The 13,334-nt window shown below is 47.9% G+C and carries 14 protein-coding genes; 5 read left to right on the forward strand and 9 right to left on the reverse strand.

From position 1 onward, the window contains the following. The first annotated feature begins 22 nt into the window (after nucleotides 1-22). Complete coding sequence (locus tag KNO96_RS12210) at nucleotides 23-349, forward strand: hypothetical protein (protein ID WP_214704048.1); 327 nt, start codon at nucleotides 23-25, stop codon at nucleotides 347-349. Then, nucleotides 346-924: a hypothetical protein gene (locus KNO96_RS12215; protein ID WP_214704049.1), complete on the forward strand. Its 579-nt coding sequence runs from the start codon at nucleotides 346-348 to the stop codon at nucleotides 922-924. Before KNO96_RS12210 ends, KNO96_RS12215 begins: the two co-directional genes overlap by 4 nt. A 119-nt stretch (nucleotides 925-1,043) precedes the next feature. Here KNO96_RS12215 and KNO96_RS12220 read toward each other — a convergent pair whose 3' ends face one another. The 7 genes from KNO96_RS12220 to KNO96_RS12250 all read right to left on the reverse strand — a co-directional run bounded on the left by KNO96_RS12220 (nucleotide 1,044) and on the right by KNO96_RS12250 (nucleotide 8,185). Then, entirely contained in the window at nucleotides 1,044-1,289 is a 246-nt protein-coding gene (locus KNO96_RS12220; protein WP_214704051.1) for a hypothetical protein, read from the reverse strand. Nucleotides 1,290-1,376: 87 nt separating this feature from the next. Beyond that, the gene (locus KNO96_RS12225) at nucleotides 1,377-2,729 is read right to left on the reverse strand and encodes a GH1 family beta-glucosidase (RefSeq protein WP_026824382.1); all 1,353 of its coding nucleotides are present in this window, start codon (nucleotides 2,727-2,729) and stop codon (nucleotides 1,377-1,379) included. Between the two features lie 24 nt (nucleotides 2,730-2,753). Further along, nucleotides 2,754-3,683 carry a carbohydrate ABC transporter permease gene (locus KNO96_RS12230; RefSeq protein ID WP_214704052.1) on the reverse strand — a complete coding sequence of 310 codons (930 nt, stop codon included), beginning with the start codon at nucleotides 3,681-3,683 and terminating at the stop codon, nucleotides 2,754-2,756. Between the two features lie 3 nt (nucleotides 3,684-3,686). After that, nucleotides 3,687-4,589, reverse strand: a complete 903-nt coding sequence (locus tag KNO96_RS12235) for a carbohydrate ABC transporter permease (protein WP_026824384.1) — start codon at nucleotides 4,587-4,589, stop codon at nucleotides 3,687-3,689. Between the two features lie 57 nt (nucleotides 4,590-4,646). Further along, nucleotides 4,647-5,948 (reverse strand): ABC transporter substrate-binding protein, encoded by a 1,302-nt coding sequence (locus KNO96_RS12240; RefSeq protein WP_026824385.1) that lies wholly within the window; start codon nucleotides 5,946-5,948, stop codon nucleotides 4,647-4,649. 204 nt (nucleotides 5,949-6,152) lie between these two features. Then, complete coding sequence (locus tag KNO96_RS12245; protein ID WP_026824386.1) at nucleotides 6,153-7,166, reverse strand: LacI family DNA-binding transcriptional regulator; 1,014 nt, start codon at nucleotides 7,164-7,166, stop codon at nucleotides 6,153-6,155. A gap of 146 nt (nucleotides 7,167-7,312) precedes the next feature. Beyond that, nucleotides 7,313-8,185, reverse strand: coding sequence for a TetR/AcrR family transcriptional regulator (locus tag KNO96_RS12250; RefSeq protein WP_214704053.1), 873 nt, complete (start codon nucleotides 8,183-8,185; stop codon nucleotides 7,313-7,315). A gap of 164 nt (nucleotides 8,186-8,349) precedes the next feature. Between KNO96_RS12250 and KNO96_RS12255 the strand changes: the two genes are divergently transcribed. Further along, on the forward strand, nucleotides 8,350-9,846 hold the full coding sequence (locus tag KNO96_RS12255) for a DHA2 family efflux MFS transporter permease subunit (protein WP_214704055.1): 1,497 nt from the start codon (nucleotides 8,350-8,352) through the stop codon (nucleotides 9,844-9,846). 146 nt (nucleotides 9,847-9,992) lie between these two features. Next, a complete protein-coding gene (locus KNO96_RS12260) occupies nucleotides 9,993-10,616 on the forward strand; it encodes a glucosaminidase domain-containing protein (protein ID WP_214704057.1) in 624 nt (207 codons plus the stop codon). A 198-nt stretch (nucleotides 10,617-10,814) separates the two neighbouring features. On the opposite strand, the gene KNO96_RS12265 is transcribed toward KNO96_RS12260, so the two are convergent. Next, nucleotides 10,815-11,828, reverse strand: coding sequence for an ABC transporter permease (locus KNO96_RS12265; RefSeq protein ID WP_214701293.1), 1,014 nt, complete (start codon nucleotides 11,826-11,828; stop codon nucleotides 10,815-10,817). Continuing rightward, nucleotides 11,821-12,549 (reverse strand): ABC transporter ATP-binding protein, encoded by a 729-nt coding sequence (locus tag KNO96_RS12270; protein ID WP_214704059.1) that lies wholly within the window; start codon nucleotides 12,547-12,549, stop codon nucleotides 11,821-11,823. The genes KNO96_RS12265 and KNO96_RS12270 overlap by 8 nt, the downstream gene beginning before the upstream one ends. A 171-nt stretch (nucleotides 12,550-12,720) precedes the next feature. Between KNO96_RS12270 and KNO96_RS12275 the strand changes: the two genes are divergently transcribed. Continuing rightward, nucleotides 12,721-13,329: a TetR/AcrR family transcriptional regulator gene (locus KNO96_RS12275; RefSeq protein WP_214704066.1), complete on the forward strand. Its 609-nt coding sequence runs from the start codon at nucleotides 12,721-12,723 to the stop codon at nucleotides 13,327-13,329. Nucleotides 13,330-13,334 lie beyond the last annotated feature (5 nt).

The following is a 13,334-nucleotide window of genomic DNA, read 5'->3' on the forward strand; positions in this document are numbered from 1 at the left end:
AAAGAGTTAAGGAGTTGGAAATTTGAAATCATACTACCCTTCTATCTTCGCCGTTATCGCTGGTCTATCCGGATTAATCGGACTATTGCTTCAATCGGTCTACCCAATCATGCTGTTTCCTGTCTTTTTACTCATCGCGGGATACTTTGTGATACATGAGAAGAAGCAGAAAACAACCGTCCGAAATTATACGCCGAGCTTTCTGGTCCTATCAAGTGCCGCCCTCGCATTCGGTCTTGGTTTCCAATCCATCATCCCATACGCCATGCTCATCGGGGTCGTGATCCATACGGTCTGTCTCTTCTGTGCAATCATCGCAATCGGACGATATCGTACACACGTCTCATGAAGGCTGTGACTGGACTCGGTTGGGGCGCATTGATTCTAGCGCTCGCCCTCATCCCACTATTTGCCGTCGATTTGATTCTCATCTATCTGCTTGAAGACACACCGTTCCGAATCATATCGACGCTCTCGATGCTCGGTTGTTTCTATCTGTTGTCGACGATGCTAAGTTTGTTTGTTGATGGGTTAACAGGAGCGTTACGCTCGTTTCTTAATATGAATGTACCTCGTCTCCTCGATACCATCCTTCACGGAATCGTGAGTTGGTTTAGTTTATACGTCGTACTTACCTTCTTTCCGTCTATCAATTTATCGACGCTCACCGTCATGGCGATTGTATTCGTACACTTATTCGGTGCATCGTTGTGGCTAAATCGGGAGCATTCGAAAGAAGACGCACCTCTCGAACTCGATTCGATCGATCAGCAGATCATCCACTTGTTACGCACGGAAACGATTGTGTCCTGCGTCGACCGCATCCAGCATGATTACCCGAATTTACCGAAACAGGACGTATTGAAACGTGTTAAAAAAATCAGTCAATCTACTAAAGTCACCGAACCGTTTCATGGTCGGTGACTTTTGTGCATGATTACGAGAGAATCGTGAGCCGTGTGCTATGTATTCCAAAGTCTAACTAGGGGAACATGATACAAATTACATAAACAAACGCCAGCCCGTTTTTCGGTGCTGGCGTTTTATGTGTCTTCTTTTCGAAGCGAGTACCCATCTACTTCGAGCAAACGCATGCGTCTCTGGTCAATCGCCGCATGGACAATCACGGTCACACCCGGGTTAAGCTCCATTATCTTCTTGATTTTTCGTAAGTCATCTCCTTTAATCTCAACCGGCAACACGAATTCTCCTTCTCTCAAATGAACGAACTTGATCTTTCCTTGGTCGTCATAGCCTGTAACTTCATACATCGAAAATTCACGTTTCATGAATATCCCTCCCCCTCTTACAGTTCCCGCAACAGATAAATTGCACACAAAAAAATCCATCCCCGTAGCGGCAGGGATGGATGCATGTTACGCCTCGACGCTATCCGCGTGTTTGGCCTTATGGTCGGCGATGACACCGGCATACCACTTCGCGCTGTCTTTCCAGATGCGCTCTTGCGTCTCAAAGTCGATATAGAGGATGCCGAAGCGCTTCTCGTATCCGAAGCTCCATTCGAAATTATCCATGAGCGACCAGAGGTAGTAGCCTTGAATGTTCATGCCTTCATCGTTCAAGTCAGAGACGGCTTCGAGGTGCTGGCGGACGTAGTCGATCCGGTTATCGTCATGGACTTCGCCATTTTCTAGCACGTCGTCAAATGCGGCGCCGTTCTCTGTAATGTAGATGGGAAGGTCAGTATACTCGGCGCGTAAACGACGGATCAGGTCTTTGAATTCGTTCGGGGCGATATCCCAGCCCATGCCCGTCTTCTCGTAGTCCGAGTAAGCGTCTGCCTTCAAAAAATCATTTGCTGCGTTGAACTCGACAATGCCACGGCTATAGAAGTTGATGCCGAAGAAATCACAAGCTGTCGAGATGGTCTCCATATCACCCGATTGGATGAAATCGAAGTTATGCACATATTTGGAGAACAAGTTCATCATGTCGACCGGATACTCACCTTTGAAGACCGGATCGAGGAACCAGCGATTCGAATACCCGTCGGCATTGTTCATCGCAAGGCGGTCATTCGCCGAATCCGTCTTCGCGTACATCGGTGACAAGTTGAGCGTGATACCGATCGGGGTCGTGGACTTCATCTCTCGCTTCAACAATTCGACCGCTTTTCCGTGCGACAACAACATGTGGTGCACGGCGCGTACCGCTTCGTTCATGTCACGATGACCCGGTGCGTGAACACCGACGTGGTAGCCAAGGAAGCCGGCACACCAAGGCTCATTATGAGTGATCCAAGAGTCGACGATGTCATCGAGCTCTTCAAAACAGACTTTCGCATAATCGAGGAACCAGTCGACCGATTCACGGTTGACCCAACCACCTTCTTCGTGAGCCCACATCGGAAGGTCCCAATGATAAATGGTGACGGCTGGTTTGATTCCTTCTTCACGGAGACGCAGCGCCAAGTTTTTGTAGAACGCCATACCTTCTGGGTTATACTCTCCCTTGGCAGGGAAGATGCGTGGCCACGCGATGGAGAATCGATACGTATCGACACCTAGTTTTTTGATGTGCTGAATGTCTTCTTCGTAACGATGGTAGTGGTCACATGCGACATCGCCGTTATGCTTTTCAAACACGCGCCCGTCGATGTCACAAAACATATCCCAGATGGAAGGAGTACGGCCTCCTTCATTGTGTGCGCCTTCAATTTGGTACGAGGACGTGGCTGTTCCGAATACGAAGTCTTTCTTAAAATGCATAGTGTTTTCCTCTTTTCTCTATATTTATTCTTTGACAGCACCTGCCGAAATACTGCTGACGATGTACTTCGAGAGGAACAAGAAGGCAATCATGATCGGGACGACCGAGATCGCGATGCCTAGGTAAAGCGAGCCAAGGTTCTCTGCGACTTGTGATCCTTTCAAGAAGCCCATCAAGACAGGCAACGTGTATTTCTCAGGAGAGAACAAGAGGACAAGTGGCATCAAGTAGTTGTTCCACGAGCCGATGAACGTAAAGATCGACATCGTCGCAATCGCCGGCATCATCATCGGAAGTGCGATGGTGTGGAAAATACGCAGCTCGCTCGCACCGTCAATCCGTGCCGCTTCAATCAAGCTGATGTGAAGCGTCGCTTGCGTGTACTGACGGATGAAGAAGACGGTGAATGGTGTCGCAATCGCCGGGACGATCAATGGGATGAACGTATCGAGAATGCCGAGCGTCTTCGAGATCTCGTAAAATCCGATGAGTCCAAGTTGTGCCGGCACCATCATCATGACGAGCATGAAGATGAACATCGCATTCTTCCCTTTGAAATTGTAGAACGTGAAGCCGTACGCCGTGAGGGCTGAGAAGTAACCAGACAGCACCGTCACCGATACCGAGATGATCAAACTGTTCTTGAAGCCGTTCCAGATGTTAATGTATTCGCTGAGCGTCGCATAGTTCTCTGCGAGCGCCGTCCCCGGGAGAAGTGAGAAACCAGCCATGATTTCTCCGTTCGTCCGTGTCGCGTTGACGATCATCATGAGGAACGGGATGAAGCAGACGATGGCGAGGAGGATCAGTGCTGTATAGATCAACCCTCGCGCAAAGCGTTTGTTTGTTTTTTTCTTCGAAGGTGGCGCCATTTTGAGTGGACGGTCTTCTTTACGTTTCGGCTGCGCTTCGCTATCAGGAAGCATACGCCGTGTTTCTGCATTTTGTTCCATCGCTTACGCCCCCTTCTTCTGTGCTGTGCGTTCATTGCGGAACATACCTTTGAAGACGATCGCCGAGAAGATGAGCGTAATCAAGAATAGACCGTAAGCGACCGCAGATGCGTAGCCGTAGTTGTTGTACTTGAAGGCTTGGTTGTACAAATAAAGTACCATCGTGTTCAATGAACCGTCTGGTGAACCAATTCCATCGGTAATCAACATCGGAAGGTCGAACAACTGAAGTCCACCGATGAGTGACGTAATCATGATGTAGAGAAGAATCGGCTTTAAGAGTGGCAACGTCACTTTCGTGAACATCTGCCAGCGGTTCGCACCGTCGATGTGAGCGGCTTCAAAGTAATCTGTCGAAATGCCCGATACTCCAGCCATGACGATGATGAAGGAGTGACCGAACCACATCCATGTCAAGATGAGTGAAACGGATAACTGTGCCGTCACCGGTTCTGCCAACCAGTTGATTGGATCTGAAATCAAGCCGATTTTCATCAACACCATGTTGAGTGAACCGTGCTGCCAGTCGAGCAAAATACCGAACAAGAGCGCGACCGAGCTGATCGTGATCAAGTTAGGAAGATAGAAGAACGAACGGAAGAACGAGAGTCCTTTTAACTTCAAACGGAGATCTGAGAAGATGAGTGCTAATAGAAGTGCTACCCCGATCTGCAAGACGAAGTTGATTCCCCAAATCTTGATGGTGTTGAAAAACGCCTCGATAAAGTACGTATCCGTCAACAACCGTGCATAGTTCGCAAACCCGACGACCTCTTCACCCGGGCTTCCCGTATAGTTCGTAAAGCTATAGTAAAGCGTTAAGAGGACCGGATAGATGCTGAACGTCAAGAAGACGACCCAGAACGGGGCGATGAACAGATAGCCGTAACGATCTAGTTTTTTCACGTGTATTTCTCCTTCCATAAGAACCGAGGGGGGATCCCCCCCTCGTGTTGGTCATCGTCAGTCTACAACGATGTCTGGGTAAGCGTTTTTCGCTTGTTTCTTGAACTCCTCAATCGCTTCTTCTTTCGACTTCTTACCTTCTACATATTGAAGGACCGATGCGCCATATAGCGTGTCGAGCTGTTGGTCGTATTTCGTGACGATTCCTGGAGTAATCTCATCTGCTTCGTCGAGGAAGAACTCATAGTTGTTCTGTCCGCCGAGGAACTCTTCACTGAAATCGTCTTTGATTTTGTCTGTAACCGGGTTGAAGGCAAGTACGTCGCCTGTTTCTTGTGCCCACTCTGTCAAGAACTCTTCATCTTGCGTCATGAGTTTGACGAAGTCGTAAGCTGCTTCTTTGTTTTTAGAATCTTTGTAAACGCCAAGCCACGTGCCGCCCCAGAAGTATGGGCTTGGTCCGCTAGTTACAGCCCAGTCACCTGCAGTATCCTTCGCGTTCTCTTTTAATACAGAGTGGAGACCCCAAGTTGGTAGGACATACGAGAAGACTTGTGTTTCTGTCTCTTTTCCGTTCTCTTTCACTTTGATCGGCTTATCCATTCCTTCGAACCAAGATGGTGACCATTCCGGTGCGAGAGCCGTGTATTGCTTCTCACGAAGTTCTTTCGCATAGTCCATGTAGTTGATCTTATCTTCCGTCAAGACGAGTTCGTTCTTGTCGTTAACCCACGCTTCTGGGTTTGCCCCTTGTGAGAACCAACGAATTGAACCTTCATCCGGGAACATCTTGTATCCTTTTTGTTTCATTTTCTCAGCAACTTCGAAGACGCCGTCCATCGAGCTCATCATGTCACCGATTTCAGTCGGGTCATCTGTACCGAGCACTTCTTTTGCTAGGCTACGTTTGTAGTAAACGCCACCTGGTGTCGTTTGCCATGAGAGAGCGCGAACGTTTCCGTCTTTGTCTTTCCCGAGGTCAAAGACGTAAGGGACATAGTTGTCTGCGATCTCATCGACACTGTACGGCTCGTCTGAAAGGTTTTCCCAATATCCAGCGTCGACCCATTGTTTGAGAAAGGCGATTTCCCCTGTGAAGACGTCTGGTGCGCCGACGCCGCTTTCAAGAGCTGGCTTCAACTTCGTTGGATAGTCTGCGATTGGAACGATTGTCAATTCAACTTTGACACCGTTTTTCTCTTCATATGTTTTAATTGGTTCTTTTAACTCGTCCGTAAATGACCAAACTTTTAAAACGTCATCTTTTGATTCTGAAGCTCCGCCTTCACTGTCTGAGCAGCCGCTCAAGACGCCAACTGAAAGTGCTCCGAGTGTAAGTAAGCTGACTAATTTACGCATGTGTTGTTCCCATCCTTTTTTATAAGTAATGTTAGAAAGCGCTTGCAAGAAGAGTTTTAAAATTATCGAAAGCGCTTTCGGTTTTAGCCAAAAATAAAATATCGAAAGCGGTTTCGATTTCTTTCAAAATGACTTTCGAAATCGCGCTCCTCTCTCCATCCGCTGAAGAAAAGAGAGCGACTTCGAAATATCATTCACTATAGGTTACTGTTTAACTGGCGCACAAGACGCCCGTTCGACTAAGCGTACCGGAATGATGCGACGTTCTGTAAGTCGCTCTTTCACGGTCATCTGTTCAAGTAAGAGTTCTGCTGCCGCTTCCCCGATCTCGTCCGTATCTTGGCGAATCGTGGTCAGTTTCGGCGTGATATATTGGATCATTTCAATATCGTCGTATCCGATGACCGAGATGTCATTCGGAACGTGAAGACCATGTTCGTGAATCGCATCGATGACACCGATCGCCATTTGATCCCCGGCCACAAAGACTGCAGTCGGTCGATCGTCTAGTTCAAGCAATCGTTCCATCGCTTGCTTCCCTTCCTCGACTGAGAAGAAACCAGCGTTGACGAGGTAGCCTGGTCGAATCGGGAGGTTCAGTTCTTGCATCGCAAGTTCATATCCTTTGATTCGCGCCGCTCCGGCGTCAATTGTTTCATCCCCAGCGATGTGGGCAATTTTTTGGTGACCGAGTTCATGGAGGTAATTCACGGCGAGGCGTGCCCCTTCGATGTTATCGGAATAGACGACGCTACAATTGGCGCTGTCCATATCGACGACGACGATTGGGATGTCGCTTCGCATGAGCTCCTGAACTTGCTCATCCATTCGGTCCGAGCAGATGACGACGATGCCGTCGACCGCACGGTGTTTGAAGTGTTCGAGATAACTCATGTCACGATTGCGCAGATTCCGCGAGGCGAAAATCAAATCGTAGCCTTGCTCCTCTGTCGCGTGACGAAAACTTTCGATGATTCCGTTGAAGAACGGGTGTTTCATCCCGACTTCGTTCGCCTCTGAGAACATGACCCCGATCGCCCATGATTTTTTCGTCGATAACGACTGGGCATGTGCGTTCGGCAAGTAGTCCATCTCAGCAGCGGCTTGAAGAATCTTCGCTCTCGTCTTGTCACTCACGTCTTTGTAATTGTTCAACGCTTTGGACACTGTCGTGATTGAGAATCCTGTTTTTTTGGCTAAATCATAAATCGTACCCATGTCATTCTCCTCTTCCCGAAAGCGCTTTCGGTAATTTGATTGTAGCGTATGGATTTGTAGGAATCAATTCTTTTTCGAGGAAACTTTTTAATTCTTTTTTCCATTCCTTGTTTCTTCTATATTACTGTATCGAGAAATTTTTGTCCTTAATGTGTCCGCGTATACAACCACACGAGATTCGTAAACTTTTGTACTTCTGTCTCGCCTGTCACGCCTTTAAATAGACGCTGGAACGGCTTCAACAACTGCTCTAAGATAATTTTCCGAAGGCGTTCCTGTTTCAGTTCATGTGAGATTGCATCAAACAAATCTCGTTGTTCTTCCGTCATCTCGACATGCTCTTCGATGCGAGCAGCCATCTCGTTCAATTCTTCGATTGTAATGAGATGTTTATCTGTCGTCCCACGCATTTGCTCGACCGTGACCGGGTTCAAGACGTGCTCCCCTGTCTCTATCATTCGTGCAGCAATCAGTTCGACATACGTATATAAACTGCTCACGACTTTTTGAGGAGAGTAAGCGGCATTCGTGATTCGGTTCGTGAACAAGATATGTTGCAACATTCCGTTGAAGAGAACCGTCAATTCCATCGAATACGGTCTGACAGCCTCTCCGATAATTTCCGTCAAACGCATCGCAATCCACTCAATTTCATAAATGCGATGTTGGAGTACGAGTTTCTTCAATTCATTCTCGTTTGACGACATGATCGATTCAAATAACGCATGCAAGTTCCGTTCTTCGTTCAATTGAATCAATATCGAGATTTGCTCGATAAAGACGTCACGATCTCGTTTATCCCGCCCCATCTGCATCTCAATCCGGCGCTGCCCTGCATCATATCGTAAGTTCTCGAGGATACTGGCGACACAATCCGTCTTCGATGAGAAGTAGTTATAAAACGTCCCTTTGGAGATGTTGGCACGGTCAATGATCTCTTGTACCGATGTATGCTGTACTCCGTTTTCGATGAAGAGAGACATGGCAATATCTGCGACTTTTCGCTTTTTCTCTTTCATGCTTTCATAACTCCGATCTGTCTGATTTGTACCTTTACTATAGCACCGAAAACCATTTTAGACTAATAGTACAAAATGGTTGCTTTATTTATACAACGGGTATAAAATCATTTCATCGACATTTACCAAGACATAACTATTTAGAAAATAAAGGAGCCATCCATATGAAACCAGAATTCCAAAAGAAACCGCCTTTCGTCATGTTGGCGGTCCTCTTTGCGGGTGCGTTCATCGCATTTTTAAACAACTCATTACTGAACGTCGCGCTCCCATCAATCATGGTCGATCTCGAAATTGCAGACTACTCGACCGTTCAATGGCTCGCGACAGGCTTTATGCTCGTGACGGGTGTGCTCGTCCCGGCATCCGCCTATTTGATCACTCGCTTTTCAAACCGCAGCTTGTTCATCACCTCGATGAGCATCTTCGCCATCGGTACGGCTATCGCGGCCTTCTCGCCAAACTTTGGCTGGTTGTTGAGCGGTCGGATGATTCAAGCCGTCGGAGCCTCGACAATGGGACCGCTCCTCATGAACGTCATGCTCGTCAGCTTCCCACGTGAAAAACGTGGGATGGCGATGGGAATCTTCGGACTCGTCATGATCTCAGCACCTGCGATTGGACCGACACTCTCGGGCTATATCGTCGAGTACTATGATTGGCGCGTCTTATTCGAAATGATTTTACCGCTCGCCATCCTCGGTCTTGCGCTCGCTTTTTGGAAAGCGGAAAACGTCATGGTCCAAAACAAAGACCAGTCACTCGACTACTTGTCGCTCGTCTTATCAACACTCGGATTTGGTGGGATTTTGTACGGTGTCAGTTCGGCAAGCTCGGACGGTTGGGATAACCCAATCGTCTTAACGACGATGATTGTCGGTGCCATCTCATTGATCGCCTTCATCTACCGTCAGCTCCATATGGAAAAACCATTGCTCGACTTGCGTGCTTACAAACATCCGATGTTTGCTCTCGCGTCAGTCATTGCGATGGTCAACGCGGTCGCCATGTTCTCCGGTATGATTTTGACGCCGGCTTACGTCCAAAGCGTACGTGGTATCTCACCACTCGATTCAGGGCTCATGCTTCTTCCTGGTGCGATCATCATGGGAATCATGTCGCCGATCACAGGTAAACTGTTTGACCGATTCGGGCCAAAATTTTTGGCACTTACCGGATTGACAATCACCGCCGTATCGACGTACATGCTTGCAAACGTCCAACTTGACTCGACCTACACATACATCGTCTTAACATATACGTTGCGTATGTTTGGGATGTCGATGGTCATGATGCCAATCATGACTAATGGATTGAACCAATTGCCGACTCGCCTCAATCCGCACGGAACGGCCATCAACAACACAGCACAACAAGTATCCGGTGCGATCGGTACGGCAGTACTCGTCACTATCATGAACTCGGTGACACGCACAGAAGCCGAATCATTGATGACAGGAGTCGATCCTGCGACACTCACTGAGAGCTCGATGGGTGCCATCACTCAGCAAGCCCTCTTATCTGGGATTCAATATTCATTTTACGTTGCACTCGGTATGAACCTCTTGGCACTTCTACTGGCATTTTTCGTGAAGCGCGTGGACGTTCGTAAGTTTGATGACCAAGTGGAGACTGTTGAAGAATTAAAACAAGCAAATTAATACTGGGAAAAGCCGTTCTGAATGATGGATTCAGAGCGGCTTTTTTTAATTTCTCGTTCCCTTTATAAATAAATCAAAAATTAAAATTTAATACTAATATGGTATTATTTCTCAATAGATACATCTCGTTTAGGAGGGTACATATTATGAAAAAAGTGTTTGGTTTCATCGTCGCTTTCCTTCTAATCACTTCATCTTTCTTCTCGACTGGATCAATCGTTGAGGCGGCCCCGAAGAAGCAGAATCGTGCTATTATGGGAATATCGGCTTTGACTCCGCAACAAATGGCGGATTACGTAAAAAAGAAGAATCCTCGTAATGTCCGGCTCTCGAAAACGTCTGTCGAAGACTTGGCGAAACTCTTCGTCATCATCGGCGCAAAAGAAGGCGTCCGTGGCGATGTTGCGTTCGCGCAGGCACTAAAAGAGACCGGTTATTTCCGTTATGGCGGTGATGTCCTTCCAAAGCAGCATAACTACTCAGGGATTGGGACGACTGGGAACGGCGTGAAAGGACACTTTTTCCGTTCACCACACCAAGGCGTATCCGCTCAAATTCAGCATCTAAAAGCATACGCTTCAAACGATGCATTGAACACGAAACAAGTCGATCCTCGCTTCCATCTCGTCAAACGGGGCTCTGCGACGACTTGGCCGTCACTGCATCGAAAGTGGGCCATGCAGCCGAAAGGAAATTACGGGACCGAGATTCTTTCGATTTATCAAGAAATGTCGAAAACACCAAAACGTATCGCTAAAGCAAAACGATGAAGAAATGTAGGGGTGAAAGAACGTGACGTGCAAACAAGTCAGACTCGCTAGCGGAATCGCACTATTCGTGACCGGCGTGATGTTGTTACTCAAGCGCTAATGAGCATTACGGACAATCGTCCGAGTGCTTTTTTTGTGGATAAACAAAAAGCCATGGCACTCTATAAGTACCACAGCTTTCGCTAACGTTTATTTAACTCAATGCCCCCGATACTTCCCGAGCGCTCGCATGTTTAAGAGATACAAGACACCTGCATATAAAATCAGCCCGAGTAAATACATCCAAATCCCTGAGAAACCACTCCCGTAAATCATGACTTCCTTGATCGCTGTCGCCCCGTAGAAGATTGGCATCACGTAACTCAAGTTCCCGAGACCGTACGGAATCAAATCGAGTGGGATGAGGCCCGAGAAAAATACTTGCGGGATGATCGTGAACGGGATCATCTGTACGACTTGCAGTTCCGATCGGGCAAATACCGAGATGGTCGCCCCGAAGAGTACCGCCGTACCCGCCATGAGTAGCATCGTCAACATGACCCACGCCATATTTCCAAGCGAAGACAGTCCAAGCACATAAATCGAATAGAGTACGATGAAAATCGACTGGACGACTGCAAACACGCCGTAGCCGAGCGTATATCCTAAAATGACCTGTCCTCGTTTGATTGGGGTCATCAAGAGTCGTTCGAGTGTACCTCCACTCCGTTCTTTGACGAGTGCCATCGCAGATAGGATGAATACGAAGAAGAATGAGAAGAGTGATAGAAAGACGAATCCGAACGAATCGAACGTAGATTGGTCCTCTTCCCCAAAGACGAATGACGTGTCCATCTCGGCTGCGGGGTTGAGCGTCGTCAACGCATCTTGAATCTCACGGACGGCCTTCGACGACTTCGTCGACGGCTCGCGTAACGTGATGGTCGTTCCATCTTGATTCATTTCAAAGACGGCATCCACTTCTTCATTGTCTTCAATATATATTTTCGGGTCCTCGAACGTCGCCAGTTCCACCACGAGCGTCTCCTCTTCAAACGCATTGACGAGCTGTTCGGGTGCGTTGTCATCAAGGACGACCGTCGGCACGTAATCGGAGTCACCGAGTAAGAAGTAGACGAGTGTCAAAATGAGAAGTGGGGCAATCAAAATCAAGGCGACACTTCGTTTATCATTTAACGTCTGAAAGATGACACGCTTCGCTAAGTTACGCATGGTCACCCACCTCCTCTTTCCCGGCAATCAAGAACAGTTCTTCGACGCGACCGTTCTCGGTCTGGTCAAGCAAACCTTGCACATGGTCATATGCGATCAATCGTCCATTGTAGACGAGCGCAGCCCGGTCACACTCGAGCACTTCATCCATGACATGTGTCGAAACGATAAGCGTCGTGCCTTCCTTCCGAATCACTTGGAACTGATCCCAGATTTGACGACGTAAAATCGGGTCGATTCCGACCGTCGGTTCATCGAGAAACAACACGTCCGGCTTATGCAGGATAGCGATGGCGAGTGACAAACGCTTTTTCATCCCACCTGAAAAATTGCGGACGAGCTTCTGTCGATCGTTCGACAGGTCGACAAGGTCGAGCACTTCTGTGATGCGTGTCTGGAGTTCTTTTTTTCCGAGCTTATAAATTGATCCGAAGAAAGCGAGGTTCGCCTCGGCCGACAAATCTTCGTACAATCCGTCGTTTTGTGGCATAAATCCGATTTGTCGAAGCATGTCCATATTCGGCATTTTCGTTTCACCGATATGGACACTTCCTTTGTCCGGTGCGAGGGCACCGATCATGAGTCGGATGAGGGTCGTCTTCCCCGATCCAGAGGGTCCGAGCAAGCAGCAAATTTCTCCAGATGGGATGGTGAAGTCGATATTGTCGATGGCGAGTTGGTCGCCGAACGACTTGTCGACGTGTTGCAGTTGAATGTTCATTTCTGTCACTCCTTTTCGGCGCCTCATCGTGTATACTCAAGATAATCGACACCGTGTTGGTTTGTATGTTCAGTATAGTCCCCGTTCACGGTGGCAACAATCGTCAATATCGGTCATCGTGTTGGTTTTCCGACAGATGCAATGAATGTGTTGAGGAAAAGGAGAAAAAGCATGGAACAAACTGACTTACGCGTCATTCGGACGAAAAAACTGATTAAAGATGCCTTCTTTCGTCTCATTGAAGAACAGGGATTTGAAGCCGTGACCGTCAAGCAATTGACCGAGCGGGCCGGCATCAATCGGGGTACCTTTTATAGCCATTATGTGGATAAGTTCGAGTTGATGGAGAAATGCATCAACGAAATTTTTGAAGAGGCCGAACAGAAGTTGATTCATCATCTCCCCCACATCTTTGGAGACGAGCGGACCGACAACTCGTACCATTACCTTGTCCCGTTCATCCGCTTCATCGAAGACAATCAAGTCATCATGAAGCCGCTGCTTGGACCAAATGGAGACCCGACGTTTCAGACAAAACTTCGAAAATTTATGCAGGCGGCCTTGTTTCAGCGCTCCCCGATAACCTTGTTTGATCCCGACAAGATGATGGTCCCGCCCCCATATCTCGTCGCCTACCTCTCTTCGGCACACATGGGCGTCATCTACGAGTGGTTGAACAATCCGTCCGCAGAAGAGACAGCGGAAGATATCGCCCGCATCATCTATACGATCACGTTTGAAGGACCGCTCGTCGCCGGCGGTGTGAAGTCACACGAATGAAGCCT

This window comes from Exiguobacterium sp. s89, assembly GCF_018617735.1.
In the GTDB taxonomy this organism is placed as follows: Bacteria; Bacillota; Bacilli; order Exiguobacteriales; family Exiguobacteriaceae; genus Exiguobacterium; species Exiguobacterium marinum.

Coding starts and splice junctions, on each gene's coding strand:
- KNO96_RS12215 (WP_214704049.1), top strand. CDS start 346: ATGAAGGCTGTGACTGGACTCGGTTGGGGCGCATTGATTCTAGCGCTC.
- KNO96_RS12220 (WP_214704051.1), bottom strand. CDS start 1,289: ATGAAACGTGAATTTTCGATGTATGAAGTTACAGGCTATGACGACCAA.
- KNO96_RS12225 (WP_026824382.1), bottom strand. CDS start 2,729: ATGCATTTTAAGAAAGACTTCGTATTCGGAACAGCCACGTCCTCGTAC.
- KNO96_RS12230 (WP_214704052.1), bottom strand. CDS start 3,683: ATGGAACAAAATGCAGAAACACGGCGTATGCTTCCTGATAGCGAAGCG.
- KNO96_RS12240 (WP_026824385.1), bottom strand. CDS start 5,948: ATGCGTAAATTAGTCAGCTTACTTACACTCGGAGCACTTTCAGTTGGC.
- KNO96_RS12245 (WP_026824386.1), bottom strand. CDS start 7,166: ATGGGTACGATTTATGATTTAGCCAAAAAAACAGGATTCTCAATCACG.
- KNO96_RS12250 (WP_214704053.1), bottom strand. CDS start 8,185: ATGAAAGAGAAAAAGCGAAAAGTCGCAGATATTGCCATGTCTCTCTTC.
- KNO96_RS12255 (WP_214704055.1), top strand. CDS start 8,350: ATGAAACCAGAATTCCAAAAGAAACCGCCTTTCGTCATGTTGGCGGTC.
- KNO96_RS12260 (WP_214704057.1), top strand. CDS start 9,993: ATGAAAAAAGTGTTTGGTTTCATCGTCGCTTTCCTTCTAATCACTTCA.
- KNO96_RS12265 (WP_214701293.1), bottom strand. CDS start 11,828: ATGCGTAACTTAGCGAAGCGTGTCATCTTTCAGACGTTAAATGATAAA.
- KNO96_RS12270 (WP_214704059.1), bottom strand. CDS start 12,549: ATGAACATTCAACTGCAACACGTCGACAAGTCGTTCGGCGACCAACTC.
- KNO96_RS12275 (WP_214704066.1), top strand. CDS start 12,721: ATGGAACAAACTGACTTACGCGTCATTCGGACGAAAAAACTGATTAAA.